General features: G+C 47.4%; 22 protein-coding genes and 2 pseudogenes. 5 read left to right on the forward strand and 19 right to left on the reverse strand.

Going from position 1 to position 19,685, the window contains the following annotated elements; translation table 11 throughout:
- Positions 1-57 precede the first annotated feature (57 nt).
- The 5 genes from PBA01S_RS11975 to PBA01S_RS11995 form a co-directional block, all read right to left on the reverse strand.
- A complete protein-coding gene (locus PBA01S_RS11975; RefSeq protein ID WP_127576051.1) occupies positions 58-1,188 on the reverse strand; it encodes a glycoside hydrolase family 88 protein in 1,131 nt (376 codons plus the stop codon).
- Positions 1,189-1,232: 44 nt separating this feature from the next.
- Entirely contained in the window at positions 1,233-2,114 is an 882-nt protein-coding gene (locus PBA01S_RS11980; RefSeq protein ID WP_028537758.1) for a carbohydrate ABC transporter permease, read from the reverse strand.
- 10 nt (positions 2,115-2,124) lie between these two features.
- Positions 2,125-3,048 (reverse strand): ABC transporter permease, encoded by a 924-nt coding sequence (locus tag PBA01S_RS11985; protein ID WP_028537757.1) that lies wholly within the window; start codon positions 3,046-3,048, stop codon positions 2,125-2,127.
- 61 nt (positions 3,049-3,109) lie between these two features.
- Positions 3,110-4,765, reverse strand: a complete 1,656-nt coding sequence (locus tag PBA01S_RS11990; protein WP_127576052.1) for an extracellular solute-binding protein — start codon at positions 4,763-4,765, stop codon at positions 3,110-3,112.
- Positions 4,766-4,911: 146 nt separating this feature from the next.
- Positions 4,912-5,121, reverse strand: coding sequence for a hypothetical protein (locus PBA01S_RS11995; protein ID WP_127576053.1), 210 nt, complete (start codon positions 5,119-5,121; stop codon positions 4,912-4,914).
- A 138-nt stretch (positions 5,122-5,259) separates the two neighbouring features.
- On the opposite strand from PBA01S_RS11995, the pseudogene PBA01S_RS12000 reads away from it, so the two are divergent.
- The 3 genes and pseudogenes from PBA01S_RS12000 to PBA01S_RS12010 all read left to right on the forward strand — a co-directional run.
- Positions 5,260-5,469: pseudogene (locus PBA01S_RS12000) on the forward strand (helix-turn-helix transcriptional regulator); the annotation flags it as partial.
- Positions 5,470-5,566: 97 nt separating this feature from the next.
- A complete protein-coding gene (locus tag PBA01S_RS12005; protein WP_085278268.1) occupies positions 5,567-6,091 on the forward strand; it encodes a DinB family protein in 525 nt (174 codons plus the stop codon).
- Between the two features lie 3 nt (positions 6,092-6,094).
- Positions 6,095-6,664, forward strand: a complete 570-nt coding sequence (locus PBA01S_RS12010; RefSeq protein WP_028537753.1) for a YdeI/OmpD-associated family protein — start codon at positions 6,095-6,097, stop codon at positions 6,662-6,664.
- Between the two features lie 20 nt (positions 6,665-6,684).
- On the opposite strand, the gene PBA01S_RS12015 is transcribed toward PBA01S_RS12010, so the two are convergent.
- Both PBA01S_RS12015 and PBA01S_RS12020 read right to left on the reverse strand, forming a co-directional pair.
- Positions 6,685-7,101, reverse strand: coding sequence for a hypothetical protein (locus PBA01S_RS12015; RefSeq protein ID WP_255315349.1), 417 nt, complete (start codon positions 7,099-7,101; stop codon positions 6,685-6,687).
- Between the two features lie 32 nt (positions 7,102-7,133).
- Positions 7,134-7,988 (reverse strand): helix-turn-helix domain-containing protein, encoded by an 855-nt coding sequence (locus PBA01S_RS12020; protein ID WP_016311992.1) that lies wholly within the window; start codon positions 7,986-7,988, stop codon positions 7,134-7,136.
- Between the two features lie 107 nt (positions 7,989-8,095).
- Here PBA01S_RS12020 and PBA01S_RS12025 point away from each other — a divergent pair, with 107 nt between their 5' ends.
- On the forward strand, positions 8,096-9,262 hold the full coding sequence (locus tag PBA01S_RS12025) for an epoxide hydrolase family protein (protein ID WP_127576054.1): 1,167 nt from the start codon (positions 8,096-8,098) through the stop codon (positions 9,260-9,262).
- A 36-nt stretch (positions 9,263-9,298) separates the two neighbouring features.
- Here the strand turns inward: PBA01S_RS12025 and PBA01S_RS12030 are convergent, their stop codons facing one another.
- The 9 genes and pseudogenes from PBA01S_RS12030 to PBA01S_RS12070 all read right to left on the reverse strand — a co-directional run bounded on the left by PBA01S_RS12030 (position 9,299) and on the right by PBA01S_RS12070 (position 16,282).
- Positions 9,299-10,336: a Gfo/Idh/MocA family protein gene (locus PBA01S_RS12030; RefSeq protein ID WP_127576055.1), complete on the reverse strand. Its 1,038-nt coding sequence runs from the start codon at positions 10,334-10,336 to the stop codon at positions 9,299-9,301.
- A gap of 13 nt (positions 10,337-10,349) precedes the next feature.
- On the reverse strand, positions 10,350-11,318 hold the full coding sequence (locus PBA01S_RS12035) for a sugar phosphate isomerase/epimerase family protein (protein ID WP_016311989.1): 969 nt from the start codon (positions 11,316-11,318) through the stop codon (positions 10,350-10,352).
- Between the two features lie 24 nt (positions 11,319-11,342).
- Positions 11,343-12,053, reverse strand: coding sequence for a ThuA domain-containing protein (locus PBA01S_RS12040; protein WP_127576056.1), 711 nt, complete (start codon positions 12,051-12,053; stop codon positions 11,343-11,345).
- A gap of 18 nt (positions 12,054-12,071) precedes the next feature.
- Positions 12,072-13,145: a Gfo/Idh/MocA family protein gene (locus PBA01S_RS12045; RefSeq protein ID WP_016311987.1), complete on the reverse strand. Its 1,074-nt coding sequence runs from the start codon at positions 13,143-13,145 to the stop codon at positions 12,072-12,074.
- A 162-nt stretch (positions 13,146-13,307) separates the two neighbouring features.
- A complete protein-coding gene (locus PBA01S_RS12050; RefSeq protein ID WP_127576057.1) occupies positions 13,308-14,174 on the reverse strand; it encodes a helix-turn-helix transcriptional regulator in 867 nt (288 codons plus the stop codon).
- Positions 14,175-14,352: 178 nt separating this feature from the next.
- Entirely contained in the window at positions 14,353-15,105 is a 753-nt protein-coding gene (locus tag PBA01S_RS12055) for a sugar phosphate isomerase/epimerase family protein (protein ID WP_127576058.1), read from the reverse strand.
- Positions 15,106-15,443: 338 nt separating this feature from the next.
- Positions 15,444-15,512, reverse strand: a pseudogene (locus PBA01S_RS23340) (TetR family transcriptional regulator); the annotation flags it as partial.
- Positions 15,513-15,662: 150 nt separating this feature from the next.
- Positions 15,663-16,040, reverse strand: coding sequence for a retropepsin-like aspartic protease (locus PBA01S_RS12065; RefSeq protein ID WP_127576059.1), 378 nt, complete (start codon positions 16,038-16,040; stop codon positions 15,663-15,665).
- Positions 16,037-16,282 (reverse strand): hypothetical protein, encoded by a 246-nt coding sequence (locus PBA01S_RS12070; protein ID WP_127576060.1) that lies wholly within the window; start codon positions 16,280-16,282, stop codon positions 16,037-16,039. The genes PBA01S_RS12065 and PBA01S_RS12070 overlap by 4 nt, the downstream gene beginning before the upstream one ends.
- A gap of 464 nt (positions 16,283-16,746) precedes the next feature.
- Here PBA01S_RS12070 and PBA01S_RS12075 point away from each other — a divergent pair, with 464 nt between their 5' ends.
- Positions 16,747-16,980 (forward strand): hypothetical protein, encoded by a 234-nt coding sequence (locus PBA01S_RS12075; protein WP_127576061.1) that lies wholly within the window; start codon positions 16,747-16,749, stop codon positions 16,978-16,980.
- A gap of 291 nt (positions 16,981-17,271) precedes the next feature.
- Here PBA01S_RS12075 and PBA01S_RS12080 read toward each other — a convergent pair whose 3' ends face one another.
- The 3 genes from PBA01S_RS12080 to PBA01S_RS12090 form a co-directional block, all read right to left on the reverse strand.
- On the reverse strand, positions 17,272-17,811 hold the full coding sequence (locus tag PBA01S_RS12080) for a DUF6414 family protein (RefSeq protein ID WP_127576062.1): 540 nt from the start codon (positions 17,809-17,811) through the stop codon (positions 17,272-17,274).
- A gap of 53 nt (positions 17,812-17,864) precedes the next feature.
- Positions 17,865-19,085 carry an IS256 family transposase gene (locus tag PBA01S_RS12085; protein WP_127576063.1) on the reverse strand — a complete coding sequence of 407 codons (1,221 nt, stop codon included), beginning with the start codon at positions 19,083-19,085 and terminating at the stop codon, positions 17,865-17,867.
- A 290-nt stretch (positions 19,086-19,375) separates the two neighbouring features.
- On the reverse strand, positions 19,376-19,685 hold a 310-nt coding region (locus tag PBA01S_RS12090), incomplete at its 5' end, for a DUF6809 family protein (RefSeq protein ID WP_255315350.1).

The raw sequence follows: 19,685 nt of genomic DNA on the forward strand, positions 1-19,685 counted from the left end.
CCAATAGCCCGAGGGACTTAGTCGTCCTTCGGGCTGATTATAATCGAGTTCAAGTTCTTAGAAAATTCGCCGCCTCCAACCTTGGAGCTTCGCCAAAGCTTCAACGAAGTAATAATCTCCATAGATCAGCGACACGTTCACGTTCTGATTCGCTGGCTTATGACCCGTGCCTTGAAGCAGGATCGCCTCATGCTTCGGCACGTCCCAAGTAGCATAATTCGCCGCGAGGGAGCTTAAGATCCGCTCAGCTGCAGAGCGGTACGGTCGGCCAGTGGGTTCATCCAGCTGGTCGGCAAGCTCCAACAATCCGGAGGCAGCGATCGCTCCGGCCGAGGTGTCACGAGGAATTTCTTCCTCTCCGCCTTCCCGCACAGCCCGGAAGTCCCACGGAGGGACATTGTCCTCAGGCAAGCTGGCGATAAAGAAATTCGCCACCCGCTGGGCTGCACTTAAGTACACGGCATCATTCGTATGACGGTACGTATTCGTCAAACCGTATAGCGCCCAGGCGTTCCCCCGGCTCCAAGCCGAGTCAGGACCCGAACCTTGCCCGCCTAATGCCCCCACACGTTCACCTGTTTCAGGATCAAACACCACGATGTGATGGGTCGACCCGTCCGCCCGTACGAATTGCTTCATAACCATATCTGCATGAGCCTTGGCGATATGCGCAAACCGCGGGTCGCCGCTTTCCTCAGAAGCCCAGAAGAGCAGTGAGATGTTCATCATCGTATCGATGATTGACCAGCCGGTCTTTTCGATGCCGTTCCAGGCCCTAAGATAGCCGCCCTTTGGGTTGAAACGACCGGCTAGGAAGTTTGCCGCGAACAAGCCTCGCCGCAAGGCGTCTTTGTCGCCGGTCAGTTTATACTTAAAAACCGCTGTCGGCAAAAAATGAAACCCAACATCATGATCAAAAGCATTCTCCTGCTGGAACAGCGCAAACAACCGCTCATCCCAAGACCAGGCCGCCTCCCGCCAACCTTCATCTCCTGTCATGTCGTACATCAGCCAAAGCATTCCCGGCCAGAATCCGGAGGTCCACCAGTCCAGCTTCGTATCATCATAAATCCCGTTTTGTCCTGCAACATGCGGAGCCTTGGTCCCCAAGGAATCCCTCATCTGCGACACCTTGGACTCCAACCGCGGCCAGATCTCCTGACCGATCGTATTTAAGGTCGTTGTCATGCTTCTCCTCCTCTACCTGTACTCGTGGATATCCCCTTCATCCATTACCCCTTCAAGGATCCGACCATAACACCTTTCACGAAATATCGTTGTAAAAAAGGATACACGCACATGATCGGAAACGTAGCCACAATGATCGTGGCATATTTAATCGTCTCCCCGATCTGGAACCGATCTCCAGCGGAGGCACCAATCGACATACTGTCCGTCGAGTTCGAGATCAGGATTTCACGGAGTACGAGCTGCAAAGGGAACAGCTCCCGGCTTCGAATGAATACCGAGGCGTAGAACCAACCGTTCCATTTATCTACAGCATAATACAAGATCATTACAGCAATCACGGGCATTGAGAGCGGGATGATGATTCGGAACAAAATCGTAAAATGGTTCGCTCCATCAATCTTGGCCGACTCCTCTAAACTGTCCGGGATGCCCATAAACGACGTCCGCATAATAATCAAATTAAACGTGCTGACAGCAAACGGAATGATCGTGGACCATAACGAGTCCAACAGACCTACGCCCTTGACGATCAGGTACATCGGAATTAAGCCGCCGCCGAAAAACATGGTGAACACGATGATGAACATAAAGACTTTGTTCCACATCACGTTTTTGCGGGACAAGACGTAAGCGCCCAGGGCGGTCATAAAAATATTCACGGTCACCCCAAACACGACGATAAACAACGTATTGCGAAACCCGATCCCGATACCTGGGTTGGCGAGCACAGCCCGATAAGCTTCCAGACTAAAACCGATCGGTTTCCAGAGGAACCCTTTATAGGCCAACAGGCGTGCTGGATCACTCAGCGAAGCTAACAGAACATAGACCAACGGATACAAAGTCGCGATCACGAGCAAAATGAGCAGCGTATAATTCACTACATTAAATAATCGATCCAGCCAACCGCTTTCCGTCTTCATCGCTTCCACCTCACCATAAGCTGTTTTCATTCACTTTGCGGCTGATGTAGTTCGCGGAGATGAGCAGCGCGAGATTGATCACCGAGTTAAATAATCCTACGGCCGAGCTGTAGCTCCAGCCAAATTCCAATAGCCCTTTGCGGTACACAAATGTGGAAATAACATCCGCCGTTTCGTAGGTAATCGGATTGTAGAGCAAAATGATTTTTTCAAAACCTACATTCAACAAGTTTCCGATCCGCAAAATAAACATGATGGTGATGACAGGCACCAGACCGGGCAAGGTGATGTAGAACATTTGCTTCAGCCGGCTCGCCCCGTCGATTCGCGCGGCTTCGTACTGCTCAAGATCGATACTCATCAACGCGGCAATATAGATAATCGATTCCCAACCGATCCGTTGCCAGATTTCCGACAGCACGTAGATCGGCCGGAACAGCTCTGGCTTTTGCAGCATCGCTTGACCATCGTATCCAAACAGCATGAACAGCCGGTTGATCAGTCCATCCGCATTCGTAAAGTCCGTAATTATCCCGCAGATGACAACTAAAGAGATAAAATACGGCATGTACGTAATGGTCTGCACGACCCGTTTGAAGTAGCGGCGGCGCACTTCATTGATCAATAAGGCCAGGATGATCGGTGCGGGAAACTCGAAGATTAACGTATATAAGCTGATGAGAACGGTATTTTTAAGCACTCGCAAGAAATAGTAGCTTCCGAAGAACTCTTCAAAATGCTTTAGACCGACCCAGTCGCTCCCCAAGATCCCCTTCACCGGGGTAAAATCCTTAAAGGCGATAATCGCGCCATACATCGGACCATAATGAAAAATCACGTAGTAGGCGATGACGGGAATCATCATGAGATACAAGTATTTGTTTAACCGAAAATCCCGGATGAACCGGCGTTTGAAGGACACGGGTTTATTCATGGGCTTTAGGGGTTCACCTCATTTCAAGTCGGGAGGGCAGATCCGCCCTCCCGCATGCTTCTTATCGGTTGTTGTAACGCTCCAGCGCTGCAGTTTGGATCTCGATTGCACGGTCCAGGCGAAGCGACTTCATTTTTTCTACATAACTTTCAAATTGGTCTGCGGATTCTTCCCCTAAAATGATCTTGATCGTCATCTCATCCACCAGCGTGTTAATGTCGCTCATAATCGTAGCGTATTCCGAGCTTTCCTCCGGCGTTGGCGTAATCGGCGGCAATTGGTATTTCGCGACATCGGTGTTCTTCCAGATTTCAATCGCATCCCGCTGGGTTTGCAAGGCGAAGAATTGCTCCGCATACCGTTTGTCTTGGACAAACGGTCCGTTGTAGCTGCCGCGGGCATGTAACGAGATCGCTTGCGCAGGTGCGAGCTTCTCTGGATTATTCATGAGCAAGTCGGTGTATTTCGGATATCCATCCACCATTTCGTAGCTGACGCCTTCTTCGCCAAAGTTAAAGAACATATGGCCTTCCTCGCTGTAGCCGTAATCCAGCATCCGCACCGCCAACTCCGGATCCTTGGCCGTTGTCGTGATGGCGACGGTGCCTTCAGAGGAGTACGGTTGGTTGCGCTGTCCGAATTTAGGCTTCTCGCCTTTGCTCAGCACCGGATATGGGGCTGCCACAAGCACGGCTTTCGGATCGTTGGCTTCAATCAGCGGCTGCCATTTCCCCATCCCGCCGCCGGCGTTGCCAATCGTTGCCCCCGTGGCGCCGGAGGCCAGGTTGCTGTCGAGCGCTTTCCCATCCACCGTCGCAATATTTTTATCGAGCAATCCTTCCTTATACCAAGACTGGAACAATCTTAAATACTCTTTAAATCCGGGCTCTGCAGGGCCAAATTTGACTTTGCCGTCCTCCTGGTAAAAGCCTTGCGTTACCCCGTAGGCACCTAGAAACGCCCCGTTGTAGGATTCATTAAAGAAGCGTGGCTTGCTGACCAGCGAGAGCGGAGCGGCAGCCCCCTTCTTCTCTTTAAACGCACGAAGCGTGGTCGTCCATTCGTCAATCGTTTCCGGCACCGGCAGGCCCAGTTCATCCAGCCAATCCTTACGGATCATCGGGCCTTGGAAGACCTGCAGGTACTCATCGCCCCGAATAAACGGGAAGACGTAATAGCTGCCGCTGTCGGTTTTCACCATCTTATCGATCTCGGGATGCTCCGCTAAATACTTCTTCAGATTAGGCGCGTACTTGTCGATCAGATCATTCAGGCGCAAAATATACCCGTCACTGATTGCTTTCTCCGGTCCGCCGGGAAAACTCATAAAGTTGTACTCGATCATATCCGGCAAATCGCCCGAGGCCAGCATGACGTTCAACGCCTCGCGGGCTTGACCTGCCGGCGGTGCGGTAAATTCGAGCGAAACCCCCGTTTTCTCTTGCCACTTCTGGAAGAACGGGACATCGTTATGGGAATTCACGATCCCGATCAGGTTCCCGGTCAAATCCCCCCAATACGTTAGCTTCTTATCGGTTTGGATCGGATACGTTGTCGCAGTTTCGGTGACTGAATTGTTGCCGCCGGTATCTGCTCCCCCTTCATTCGATTTCGCGCTGTTCGTCTGCCCCCCGTTAGAGCATGCCAGCAGCATGGTGCCAAGCAAGCCGATTACTAGGCCAGTGGAGACCCAGCGGGCTAAGGATTTTGTCTTCATATACCTTTCCCCTCCATGATTTGTGATGGGAGTGAACCCATCCTCAGCATACGAACGATTCGAAGAGCAGCCTATGGGCAAAACCTCCAATGGCATGTTGATTTCATTTGAGGCGGATTGATGATTTGTGCAATGAGGTTGATGATCTATGTAAAAAATCCCGCCGAACAGTAGTTCAGTGAGCTCATTCGCTTGCTTGCTCCGTTTGAATTCAGATGAGCGACAGCGCTGATTTCGATCAGCTGTTCGGGAGATACCAAGTAAGTAATACCTAGCAGGGTTTCCCCCACATCCGCTTTCAACAATCCAATCACCGTTTCAATATCCTCCAGCGGTCGAGTCAAATTAATCTCCACCTTTGTTTTCTCTCCTTTACATCAAAATAAGGATAGGATAAACTGTGCACAAAATATGCAGTCGTACGCACTATTTTGATAGGTACTACCCGAAACTTATGGGAATGGCGGATTATCAGCAGAACAAAGGAGAAGCCTATGAAATTGGAGCGATTAATCTCCATCATTTATAAATTGCTAAATCATGATGTCTTGTCGGCAGCGGTGTTGGCGGAAGAGTTTCAGGTGTCGCCGCGGACGATCTATCGGGATATGGATGTGCTTAGCGCAGCTGGTTTTCCGGTTGTGGCATACCAAGGAACCAAAGGCGGGTACGGTCTGATGGACGGGTACAAAATGGAGAACAGCTCCAAAAAGCACTAAAACTTTATGAAGAAGTATGACAGCCTGTTGTCATACTTCTTTTTTTATAATCAGAACATCAACAACCAAAGGAGAGATTCAAATGAGTAAACAAAATATTCCTTTCGACATGTACAACTACCACGCTTGGGCAAACCAAACGATCCTAGGAAGAATACGTGAACTCCCGTCTTCGTTGCTCCACCAAGAAGTAAATAGCTCCTTCCCCACTCTTGCCCATGCCTTAAGCCATATTTATGCGGTGGATCAGATGTGGTATCTGGTTCTGACTGGGATGGACATGCCCGAAGCCTTTCAAGCCTGCCGTTCGCTAAATGAACAGGTGCTAGAATCCGTGGATGATTATGCGAATGCCTATACCGAGTTGGCTCAGAAGTTTAACGCATGGTTCCAGACCCAACCCGATTGGGATCAATCGGTGTTGTTAAACAATCCGTTTGCCGGTCCCCGCCAAACCCGTTTATCGGAAATGATCCTTCACGTGGTGAATCATGGTTCGTATCACCGAGGGAACGTGTCCACCATGTTGCGCCAGCTCGGGCACGCCTCTACGATGAATGACTATGCGCTGTATTGGTATCAGCAGCCTGCGGCTTCCTTGGAATAAACGATGAAGATCGAGAATCTGCTTCCCGTGAGGTCCAGAGCGGAATTGAGGGGTTGGCTTCAAGAGCATGGCCGTACTGCGAAGTGTTGTTGGGTTGTCGTACGCATGAAGCCTAGCCCCGACACGCTCTATTACTTAGATGTGGTTGAAGAAGCTTTATGCTTTGGTTGGATTGACAGCACCAAGAAGAAAATCAATGATACGGAGACCGCCCAAAGGCTGTCTCCACGTCAATCAAACAGCTCATGGACGGAGTTAAACAAAGCACGCGTTCGTCGCCTTGAGAAGTTGGGGCTTATGACCGAAGAGGGACGACAGGTTCTTCCCAATATGGCTCCCGAGGCTTTTCAAATTAATAAACAGATCGAACAACGGCTGCGAGAAGATCCGCAAGTCTACGAGAATTTCAAGAACTTCCCGGCGCTCTATCAACGAGTTCGGATCGATACGATCCAGAGCGTCCTCCAACAGCCGGAACTTTTTCAGCGCAGGCTGGATAAATTTATCGCCTGCACGAAAGCAAATCAAATGTACGGCCAATGGCATGATGGCGGACGATTGCTGGAGGTTTAGATACTTCAATCGCGCAGTAATCACTCTGTGGTAACCAGAACCATCTCTTGAGCTTGGGATGTGTGATCACTGTCTAAGGCTTGAACTACGATACGGTCGTGCATGCTACGGCTGCCAAAGTTCCACGTGAATGACCATCCATCGCTTCCATCGAGGTCATAACCGAGGAGTTGCCGTTCTCCCCACGTTTCCGTCCCTGTAGGAACAACCCAAAACAATACGGTTTCGGTATTTAAGGCTTTCACCTGAAGGGTCATCGACTTCATACCGTCGCGAACAACCCACCAGCCTTCGTTATGCGGCAAATCCACGGTAACTTCAACAATTTGAGCTCGTTTATCCTGGGCTTGAGGTTCTTGGGGTTCAGCGGAATAGCTGCATGCCGAAAATATCAAGGACATGAATAAAAAGAAGCCAACAAGATGTAATTTCCTCATCCTAACCTCCCCTACTAAAACGACTTATACTATTATTGCGCATTCGAAAAATGACGAGAAGTGTTCCGGTACGTTGTCGGGGATATCCCCTTCTTGGACGTAAACTGTCTAATGAAATAGGTATCGTATTCAAACCCCGTCGCACGTGCAATGTCGTTCAGATTCATATCGGTATGGGTTAGAAGTTCGCAGGCGACTTTCAAACGATACGAGAGCAAGTAACCCATCGCGGTTGAACCACATCTTGCTTGGAACAACTTGTTTAAGCTGACCCGGTTCAAGTGCGCAGCTTGAGTGAGATCCCCTAAGGTGATTTTGCGGGAATAGTTGGCATGAATGAACTCTAGCACTTGATCCACCGGGGAAGGCTCCCGAATTTGATTCAACTCCTCTAACAAGCCCAGAATTTGAATCAGATACTTCTTAATCCGACAAGCCCAGCGTTCATCGCTCTGTGCCATCACTTCCATCCCCAGGACAAAAAACCATTCAAAGATATGCGGATAAGCTTGACTCGTCATTCGGGGAATGATCGGATACGGTTCCACGCGTTGAAAAAACGATCGCCCGGTTTGGATACTTGGTGCTGACGGAAATAGGTCCTCCGTTTCAGCCACCCTAACGCTCTTCAAAAATTCAGGGTGAAAATGAAACGATTGGGCAGCTATACCTTGCATCTTGGTAATCTTCCAATCATCGCTTTCAACCAAACAGAGAATTGCTGGAGCCGTGATGGCAATCGGGTGATCGTTCAGGGTGGCTTGAAGGCTTCCAGAGGTAATCAAGACCAGGGAACGGCGCTCAGGATAAGGCAGCCGAGTGACCTCCTCCATCGGAACAAACTCAATGTTAACAATGCGGTTCTTATAGCGGTCTAGCAGCGGCATGGGCTTCACCTATCAAATCGTATAGTCAGATCCTTCATTTATGTCAGTGTATCATATCTACCCGAGGGATATAATGAGCGATATAGCAAGAGAAGGAGGGAAACGCAATGGCACCTATGCCGTATCGCATTCATGTTCCCGAAGAAGTTTTGGACGATCTGAACCATCGACTTCAACGTGTCCGCTGGCCCGATCAGCCCGAACATACCGATTGGGAACGAGGCACCGAACTAAAGTATTTGCAATCCCTAGTTACTTATTGGAGAGATCAATTTGATTGGCGAACCCAAGAAGCTAGATTAAACCGCTTCTATCATTTCCGCAGCCGTATCGACGGGATCGATATCCACTTTGTGTATGAACGCGGGAAAGGCCCTAATCCTCTGCCATTGATTCTGACTCATGGATGGCCCGACAGCTTCCTTCGTTATGAAAAAATCATCCCGCTCCTTACCGATCCGGCAAGTTACGGGGGCCGTGCGGAGGATGCTTTTGATGTGATTGTCCCATCCGTTCCCGGGTTTGGGTTCTCTAGCCGTCCTTCGCATCCGGGCACGAACAACGCCCAGGTTGCAGAGCTTTGGGCCAAGCTGATGACGGAGGAGCTAGGTTATAAGAAATTCGCTGCCGCTGGTGGGGACATCGGCTCTGGGGTAACGCGGTATCTGGCCGCAAATCATCCAGAGCTGTTATACGGTATCCATCTCACGGACATCGGGATCATCCGGTCGCTCATGAACGCCTCAGGAGAGGAGCTCTCAGCTGAAGAACGGGAATATCAACAAGCTGCTTTGGCTTGGGTCGCTCAAGAAGGGGGCTATATGTCCATTCAATCTACTCGCCCCCAAACCTTAGCTTATGGGCTTTCCGATTCACCTGTTGGATTGGCCAGTTGGATTTTGGAGAAGCTGCGCGCCTGGAGTGATTGCAACGGGGATCTTGATCAAAAATACACCAAAGACGAGTTGCTCACCCATATTATGATTTATTGGGTAACGAACACGGCCGGCTCCTCAGCCCATATGTATTATGAAAATGCGCATACCCTTCCGCCTCTCGGATACATCGAGGTTCCAACTGCTCTCGCGTTGTTTAAAAAGGACATTTTGCCTCCGCCTAAGGCATGGGCTAAACAAAACCTAAATATCACGCGTTGGACAACCCTCCCCCGCGGCGGTCATTTTACCGCCATGGAGGAGCCGGAGCTGATGGCCAAAGACCTTTGGGCGTTCTTCCGATCATTTCGAGCGTCCCATCAAACAGCAAAAGGCTAACCGCAGAGGCGGTTAGCCTTTCAACTTCCTGTAGCATTATTTTTTATAATTGGATTGTAAAATATCATCCATCAGCTTCATAACCCTGCGAACTTCAGCATTCTTCACGATGGGCTCAGCGCCTTCGCGTACAACTTCATAGAAGTTCTGATAGAACGGTACGAAATCCGCTCTAGGCTCAGGGAAATCCAATTTCTCCGTAGCTTCCTCCGAAGGAGGCGCCATCGTCTTCGTGAGTCCTACGCCCGCTTGGATTGGGGTTGGAGCTGCCACATCCTCACGGCCGGTAGCTGCGATGATCTCGCCGGACAGATCCCAATCGTTAATCTTCGCTGTCCCTTCAAGGCCCTTCACATACCAACGCGGAAGCTTGGTATAGTTGGTGGTGCCGACTTCAACCAACGCCTTGACACCATTCTCAAAGGTAATGTAGCAGATGAATCCGTCATCAACTTCATCCCCTAAGATGTAGCTTAAATCCGAAAATACGCTTTGAACGGGACTGTCGACCAGCCACAGCAGTTGGTCCAATAGATGAACGCCCCAGTCCAGGAGCATCCCGCCGCCATGCTTCTTCAAATGACGCCAGTCGCCTGGAATACCGTTCGCCCCTTGAACGCGGGATTCAATTTGAAAAATCTCCCCAATCGTTCGGTTCTGATACAACTGGCGAATGATGAGGAAGTCCGGGTCCCACCGCCGATTTTGGTGAACCATAAAGACCTGGCCCGTCTCTTCCGCCACCGCCAAAATCTCATCCAGCTCTTCGGTATTCATTGCTACCGGCTTTTCGCAAACGACATGCTTGCCAGCCCGCATCGAGCGGATCGCGATTTCCTTGTGCGAATCATTGGGAGTCGCGATTAAGACCGCTTCGATGTTGTTATCAGTTAATACTTCCTCCAGGCTGCCATAAATATGCAGGCCTTTGCCCTTGGAGATTTGCTGTCTTTCTCCGGAAATATCGTAGGTTCCCACGACATGAAAGCGAGAGCTTTCTGCCGGAATGAGGCTGTGGGCATGATAAGAGCCCATCCCGCCATAGCCGATGACGGCAAAATTGATCTTCGACATCTTGCTTGCTCCTTTACGCCCACCACATGGCAGAAGGCTGCTCATGGATCATGATGGATTTCAAGTTGGTAATGGCACGCGTGAGGCCTTCATCCACTGACATAATTGGGTCTTCATGCTCGATGCTGAGCACATAATCGTAACCATATACGCGCAAAGCGGAGATGATATCCGACCATACCTTCAAGTCATGACCGCAGCCCACCGAACGGAACGTCCAAGCCCGTGTCTTCACATTGCCATAAGGCTGCATGTCCGTTAACCCGTACATGTTGATGTTATCTTGATCCAGATACGTATCCTTCGCATGGAAGTGGTGGATGGCGCCAGCTTCGCCAAGGATCTTCACCGCAGCAACGGGATCAATCCCTTGCCACCACAAATGGCTTGGATCCAGATTACAACCGATCGCTTTACCGGTCGCTTCACGCAATTTCAGCATGGTGTACGGCGTATGAGCCAGGAAGCCGCCATGGAGCTCGATCCCGATTTTCACGCCAGCCGCTTCCGCTTCTGCGTTGATCTCCTTCCAATAAGGAATCAGCTTCTGTTCCCATTGGTAATTGTAGTTATCGTCGTATTCGGTTGGCCAAGGCAAGACCGGCCAGTTCACTTGGGTATCCCCAGGTTTACCGCCCGATACGCCGGAGAAGCCGTTGACGACCGGAACGTTCAATAGGCTGGCCAGCTTAATCGTTTTGCGCAGCAAAGTGTCTGCTTCGGCAGCCACTTCCGGGATCGGGGAGATCGGATTGTTGTGACAGCTGAGCGCAGAGATTTCGAGGCCTTTGTCCGCTAATTTGGCAAGATATTCTTTACGCTCATCGCTGCTTGCCAGCAATTTGTCGATATCTAAATGAGCGTTGCCAGGATAGCCGCCGGTTCCGATTTCAACCGTCTGCAATCCTTTTTTGGCTACTTCTTCAATCATTTCTTCAAAGCTTAAATGATTAAACAAAGGTGTAAATACACCGAGTTTCATTGCTCTCACTCCTACTGGTTTACCTTATTTTTCGCGTGCTTCATAGTGTCCGTAGAGAGGGTACAGGTTCTGGGTTGGGGCGCACCAGCGGATCCCGTTCTTAATGACCTTCTGCACTTTTTCGTTATAGTAGCTTGGATACGTTTCATGGCCCGGTTGGAAATAGAAGATCTTCCCGTTCCCCCGCCGGAACGTACAGCCGCTGCGGAACACTTCGCCTCCCGGGAACCAGCTGACAAAAATCAACTCATCCGGTGCCGGAATATCAAAATGCTCCCCGTACATCTCTTCCTTCTCCAATTCGATAAAATCGCCGATGCCTTCAGCAATCGGGTGGCTCGGGTTCACGTTCCAAATGCGGCTATGTTTCCCGTCTTCACGCCATTTCAGGTCACAAGAGGTTCCCATCAGTCTTTTGAAGATTTTTGAAAAATGCCCCGAATGCAGTACAACCAGCCCCATGCCTTCCAGCACCCGTTTATGCACGCGTTCCACGATTTCATCCTGGACTTCATCATGGGCCATATGCCCCCACCAGATCAGGACGTCCGTATCTTCTAGCACTTCTTCCGTCAGGCCGTGCTCTGGTTCGTCCAACGTTGCCGTCTTCACTTTAAATTGATCCTCACGGAGAAACTTGGCAATTTGCCCGTGAATCCCTTCCGGATATACTTCTTGAACGACTTGATTAGTCTTCTCATGCCGAAACTCGTTCCATACGGTGACTTGAATCATGGATATCGCTCCTTGATTTTAGAGGTAAACCGGCTCGCCGGTCTTCGAGGATTTGTAGATCGCCTCAAGGATTTCCGTAACGACCAAAGCTTCTTCCGGTTTCACGACTGGCTCGGTATCATTAAGGATTGCCTGAATCCAGGATTGGGCTTCAAGCACTTCCGGTCTTTCCCCTGCTCCGTCGTAGAAGGCTACGCCGCCGGTTTGCAGCTCGATCTTCTTCTCATACAACAAGCTGTGGTCTTCCCCGTTGATGGTCAGGCCGTTGTTCATATCGGCGCCCGCTTTCGTTCCGCACAGCGTCGTTTTGGCTTCCTTTACGTCCAGGCTATTCAGCGCCCAGCTGGATTCCAGGAAGATCGTCGCGCCGTTCTCCATCACAACAAAACCAAATGCAGAGTCTTCTACAGTGAATTTTTCCGGATCCCAAGGTCCCCATGCATTCGCAGCATTTTTCGTTTGGGACAATTTATGATACGTTTTCCCCACCACGTACTTCGGTTTGTAGTTGTTCATCATCCAGAGAGTTAAGTCCAGCGCATGGGTGCCGATGTCGATCAACGGACCTCCGCCTTGCGCTTCCTCATCCAGGAATACGCCCCAAGTAGGTACCGCGCGACGACGAATCGCATGAGCTTTGGCAAAGTAAATTTCACCCAATCCGCCCTCTTCACATACTTGATGCAGATATCTTGAATCCGTCCGGAACCGGTTCTGATAACCGATCGTTAATTTTTTGCCGGTACGTTTCGACGCTTCGATCATGCTTCTAGCTTCTTCCGCTGTCTTCGCCATCGGTTTCTCACACATTACATGGCAACCGGCTTCCATCGCTGCAATCGAAATTACCGCATGCGAGGAGTTCGGCGTACATACGTGAACGACATCCAAATCCGTGTTCGCTAACATCGTTTCATAGTTATCAAAAACCTGCGCATCCGCAGTACCAAATTTCTTCTTCGCTTCCTCCGCACGTTCCACGACAATATCGCAGAAGGCTACCATTTCTACTTCTTTGACCTCGGAAAGTGCTGGCATATGCTTGCCGTTTGCAATCCCGCCGCATCCGATAATACCAACTTTAAGTTTCATCTTATCCCTCCTGAAAGCGTTTCTATTGTCGAATTCATTATAGCCAATTTGATAATAGCTTTCTTCCCAATTTCCTCGCATGATACTCCCGAATATTGCTCTTCATTTCAAAAAACAACAAAGGCTTCTAGCGAGAATAAACTCGTAAAAGCCTTTGATCTTTTAAGACTCTATTAGATTTTTGCGATATTGCAGCGGCGATTGTCCCACCTCATCTTTAAACACATGATGGAACGTTTTGACACTGGCAAAGCCGGCTTTGTCGGCGACTTCCGCCATTGGGATATTTTCATTGGCCAAAATAAACTTCGCTTGATTGATCCGATACTCCGTCAGGAACTGCATAAACGTCTGCCCTGTATTCGCCTTAAAAAATCGAGTGAAATAGTACGGACTAAAGCCCACGAATTTCGCCACGTCTTCTAGGGTAATCACTTCCCGATAACGATTTTCCACATATTCAAAGACTTGATTCAGCAAATCCAAGGTTTCTTTGTGCTGAATCGTGGATCGCTTGCTGGGCAAGTTTGAGGTTTGGCGTCTTGGCAAGTGCAAATAGAACTCGCCGATTAATTGATACAGATACCCTAAGGTCAAATAATTCATGCCCATCGGTTTCGTCTGGTCGACTTCATATAAATGAATCAATAATTCCGTCGCTTGCTGGGCTAGCCCCTGCGGCCAGTTGCGGCTATGCGGTTCGCCAGTCTCGAAGAGATTTAATAAGGAGTCCTCCGATATCCGCAGGATTCGCTCATCAAACAGCTTCAAATTAAACTGATAGACATACCGTTCACTCTCAGGCGAAGCCAAGAAATAATGGGCCTCCCCGCTAGGAAAAATGAAGATTTCCCCTTCCTCCAGCTGAACGATCTCTTCCCGAACGCCGATGTTCACTTTGCCTTTTCGGGAATAGATGATTTCAATTTCTTTATGCCAATGCGGATAGACAATCGTCATTCCGTCATTTTGGAACGTTCGAAACAAGAGGGAATCCTGAAACTCCGGGATTTCCAAGTACTCGCTCATAAACCTGATGACTCCCTGTACGTTGGATTTTGTCGTGTTCAGTTTGATTATAAGGGGCATCACTTGTCCGGACAACCCGAGAGGGGATTTACCTTTAGTTTTTACACTTATGATTAGAAATGTACATGAAAAAACCACCCTCTGCATCTTAGCTTTGGGTGGGTTAAAATAATTCCTTCTATGCTGAATGAACCTCATCCACCATCGCCCGAAGACGCTGGCAATCAATCGCTGTAGCCTCTAACGGCGGATAGTTCTGAAACTCCTCTTGCTCCACAATTAACCATGGAATATCGATCTGCTTGGCGATCTGGACGTATTCCTTCATCGGCAGGACGCCGGAGCCAATTTCCGTGCTTTCCCGAGGAGAATCCTGCATATCTTTCATATGAAAAAGACCAATCCGATCCTTATGCGCCTCTAACCAAGAAAACGCGTCCACGCCGGCATCCGCCAGCCAGTATAGATCCACTTCCAGATCGATCTGTTTCGTACGTTGCACCATTTCATCCAGAATGTCCACGCCGGGGATCTCCGTGAGTTCATTGGCATGATTATGGTAGTAAAATTCGAAGCCTTCCTCTGCCGCCTTTTTCGCGACCTCCTCCATTTCCTCAATGAAGGCGTGCCAAGCTTCTAAGGTCTGGAAGCTGGCATAAGGAATCACGATCCGAGAATTTCCAATTTCCTTCTCGAAGGCCAACGTTCCTTCGAAATCCCGTTGCAGAGCCTCAAAAGAAAGATGCGAAGCCGCAACCTGTAACCCCAATTCATCTAAGTAACTTTTCACTTCAGCGGCACTTTTCCCATGATAACCGGCAAATTCAACGCCGTCATAACCGCTTTCTTTTACTTTTTTGAGCGCTCCATAAAAGTCCGCTTTACATGCATCCTGAATACTCCATAATTGCAAGGCAATTTGGGGTTTCATCGAACCTCCTCCTTTCACGAGTCCATTATAGCGAAATCACCTCCCACATTCTTCCCGCTTTCTTCCGAAAAGCTCCTGAATAATGCGCTTTCATAACCGACATGATAAAAGGCCACAACAAGAAATCCTTGTTGCAGCCGGTAGATAATGACTTCCTTCTATTAATTTTGTTGGAACAATTGGGGATACAAAGCATGTACGCCGCCAGCAAAGTCACGTTGCACGTTACGGCTAAATTCATCGGCGACAATTTCGTAGTTGTCTGCTTCAACACCGTCGATGGCAATCTTCGCAATATCCGCAGGACTTGCTTTTGGTGCTTTTACATTTGCAGTCCGATCGACCAAATCCTGAATGGAGGTTCGCTCAAATCCTTTCTCCCAGAACAATTCCATCGCTTGCTGCAGTGCGGTCTCCTGATCAAATTCCCTTGGTCACTCCATTCTAAGCTCCTCCTTTCTTCTTCATCATACAAGTTTGAGAATGATTAATAAAGAATGATCGATTAATGAATACTATTGTTCCGACTACCGTCAAAAACAAAAAAACTTCCATCTTTATTGCAGACGAAGTTCTAAGGTGTTTAGGTCAATTTTGAATTTTCCTTCCATTAATATATCAAGTCCTAGTAATCCATTAATGTGCTCGTATGGAAACGACATAAAGTCAATGAATGCATTCTCTATTTTAAGTTCAGCTATCTGAATGGAGTCTACTTTCTTAACATAAGAATGCTCTTTTCCACCAATTCCATAGCTGGTATATATCTCATCCCCAGCCTGCACTCGAATGCCTAAATCATCAACAGCATCCTGTGAAATTAATGTGTGACTCGCTCCCGTGTCAATCACGATATTATCAATCGTCTTTGAGCGGCCTTCATAAGAAAGTAAAATTGTCGTAAAGAGCAATCCATCTCGATATTCAAATTTCATTTTATCTTGCTCCTTAACCCAATACTTTTTCTAATCCTTACAATAATCTTGTCATTGGATGTATGATAAACCAAAGTATTGTCCTTGCTATTTAGTAGTTCATAAGTAGCATCTTCGTCACGAACAGGTCCAATTACAGCTACTTCAGAAACAACTTCTTTATCGTCAATTTTATTGAATTGGAGAACTTCGAATTTAACAAATTGATTTGGATAAATGGCTCTAACTTCATCCCATTTCATAAGTTAATTCCTCCAATAATTTTTCTTAATTGTATCATAAACAAGATGGACATGTCGGTTAGATATAAATTCACATAAACGGAATAACCATCTCTTAGTAAATTATTGTTACCCTCAAATAACTTGTAGGAAGTTATCCACGCCTCCGCCTCCTCTTCCTCAACACAAGTTTAATCGAAAGAATGAAGGTGAATTGGAATTTTATGAAGTATTCGCATAATTTTACGAGTCCGCGATCAAACATGGAGCACGGCCGGGTATCAGTTGTTTCCTTCCCCACATTACTCCTGCCACCGAGACATTGAAACTGGATATTGATCCGAAAAATAAACCCACTTTTCTCACTTCCTCTTGTTTTCGATAAAGCTGTTCGCCTGAAACTTAACCATCAAACATTCTCTGTATGATATAATGTATTAAACGCATTGTTTGTGACCATATCCTTATTTAAGGAGATGATTCTTATGTCTATAAGCAAAAGTGAACTTAATGAATTAATTAATAAACTTTCTGATCAAGACATTCCACTTGTAGCTGATTTGGTTAGACGCCTTATTCATCCTGCAGATCATCATATCCCATATGATGACGAACCTCTAACAGATGAAGATATTCAAGCAGTTAAAGAGGCACGACAAGAATTCCTTGAAGGTAAAACCATAAAATTCGAGGATATTAAGCATGAATTACAAAATTGAATTATCTAAAAAAGCATATAAATACCTAAAGAAGCTTGATCCTAAAACGACGTTTATCTCTTCATATTGAACTACTCTCTCGTAGTCATCAGCATAGCAACGCGTGGCGATGTATATAACAGACTTTGAAATTATTAGATGTATTTGACCTAACAATTTTCATTTAATGAAACGAAGCAGCCCTTATCACAGGCTGGTTCGTTTGTTATCTGACCATCTTCCATAAACGAAGCTACATGAAGTTCCTGATTTCTGATATACATATGCAAATTCTCTTTAACAAGTGAAACCTCAGGAGTTTTGATAGACTGCAATCGGACTAATTTCAATGACAGGGCCATCAAGATAAAAAGATTTTTCATCAAAATCAATGCCGTTTCCGAAAGAGAATCCGTGATTGCTTATATCATTAAATCCCGAAAACAACTTTAACATATCGTCCTCTTTCATTCGAAGTTTACCTGGCAAGAATTTGATCAACTCAACCTTTCCTGGTTCAGGCGTGATTTTTCTCACTCTTCCGAAAATAGTAAATTCTCCCTCTATTTCATAGTGTTCAGCAAATAAGTTATCCTCGGTTAAATTTAGTGAAGCAATAAAGGATGTTGAAACATCATTGTATGGTTTCAAAATAACAGTTGCATTTTTAGGTTTCAATAAGTTTGCAAGTAGCGTCACTTGTTCAGTCCCTGCCTGTTCTGAGAATAGCCCCTTGAATTGATTTACTAGGTCGACTAAAGAAGATAATGCTGATTCAACAGGTGATAATGATACTGTCCCATCAATCTCGATAAATTCTCCTATCTGCAACTGATCAATAGGGTCTGTCAAGATTTCTGTGTAAACTCATTCCAAGCAATCCCCCCGAGGGGGATTTGGCGCTTCTAACGTAAATAGTTACTGACCCGATCCGGAAAGAAGACCGAAAGCTGAAGGAGCATCTGCCCCCAGTTTTGGACACGGCCTGTCCATTTTCGTGTCACATCCATCGTGGCCAGGTAGAGCATTTTCAGCAGGGCTTCATCGGTAGGGAAAATACTCTTCCCCTTGGTCACCTTGCGAAGCTGCCGATGGTAACTCTCAATCATATTTGTGGTGTAGATGAGTTTGCGGATCTCAGGCGGATACTTGAAGAAGGTGGAGAGCTCCTCCCAGTTGTTGCGCCAAGAGCGGACTATAAGCGGATACTTAGCGCCCCAGACTTCCTCGAAGCGGTCCATCTCTAGCAGCGCTCCTTCCTCGGTTGCGGCTTTGTAAATGGGCTTGAGGTCGGCAGTCACCTTCTTCAAATCCTTGTACGACACGTAACGAGTGGAGTTGCGGATCTGGTGAATGATGCACTTTTGAATCTCGGTTTTTGGATAGCAGGCCGCAATCGCTTCGGAGAAACCACTCAGATTGTCCACACAGATGATGAGAATGTCTTGGACACCACGATTTCGCAGGTCATTTAGCACGCTGAGCCAGAACTTACTGGATTCATTCTCCCCGATCCACATCCCGAGTACATCCTTGTTCCCGTCCAGGTCGATGCCAATCACCATGTAGGCCGCTTTGTTAACTATGGCCCCGTCCTGCTTCACTTTAAAGTGAATCGCATCCATGTAGACGACCGCGTAGACGCCTTGAAGCGGCCGATTCTGCCATTCCTTAATGAGAGGCACGATTTTGTTGGTGACATTGGAAATGAGCGTAGGCGAGACTTCGATACCGTAAAGGTTTTGCAGATGGTCTTGAATCTCTCGTGTACTGACACCTTTGGCGTACAGGGCGATGATCTGATCTTCAATGCCAGTTACATTCTTCTGGTGTTTCTGCACAACAATGGGCTCGAACTCACCCATCCGATCCCGTGGAACCATAATTTCCTGCTCTCCGTATTCGCTGACTACCGTCTTTTTGCTCTTGCCATTTCGGCTATTTGGCGTCATCTTGGCTTTGACCTCGTGCTTCTCGTAGCCTAAGTGCGTATCGAGCTCTGCTTCCAGCATTTCTTGAAGAGTTTCAGCAAACAGTTCTTTCAAAGCATTCTGCGCGTCTTGTGCTGTTACCAGCTTGTTCTCCTTAATGAAGGCTCGCAATTGCTCTTTCGTCCAAAGTCCCATGTATTCTCCCCAACCTTTCTATGTCTTCCATTTTACTGGGTTTAGGAGTTTACACAAACTATTTTACAGACTGGATCAATAATTGCATCATCGAAACCTGTTAATCTTTGGACTTTATTTTTCGAGTTTAGGATTGTATATAAATCAGTAAATAGTGCCGCTACAAAATGGAAGATTATGACGAAACAATTATATTTTGCTCGAAAATAAAGAAACTCCCGATATTACACGGAAGTCTAGTGAATTAATTTGATAACATACATTACTATACCTGAAAATAATCGTCTCTTTTACCTCTTCCCTCCCTCCTCACAAAATACCTCTATCATCACCAACGTCCCCATCCTAAAGCCCTGGACAAAAGCTTCCCTTATTACCATTGAATTAGATTCACCATTTAAATCTAAGATTTGCTCTAACGTGGCAAAGTCTTTCTCCGAAAAACTTTCTTTAGCCTCTTGCATTAAGTCGAAAATCTTTTTATTTAGTGGTCGATAGTCGGGATCTCTAGGAACAATTCGTTCTTCAGGTCTCAAGTTGCCGTAGAATATCTCTTCTACAATACTTTTCATACCTCTCTCCCCTTCAAGTGCGAAGTTT

The organism is Paenibacillus barengoltzii NBRC 101215, assembly GCF_004000745.1.
Classification (GTDB): Bacteria; Bacillota; Bacilli; order Paenibacillales; family Paenibacillaceae; genus Fontibacillus; species Fontibacillus barengoltzii.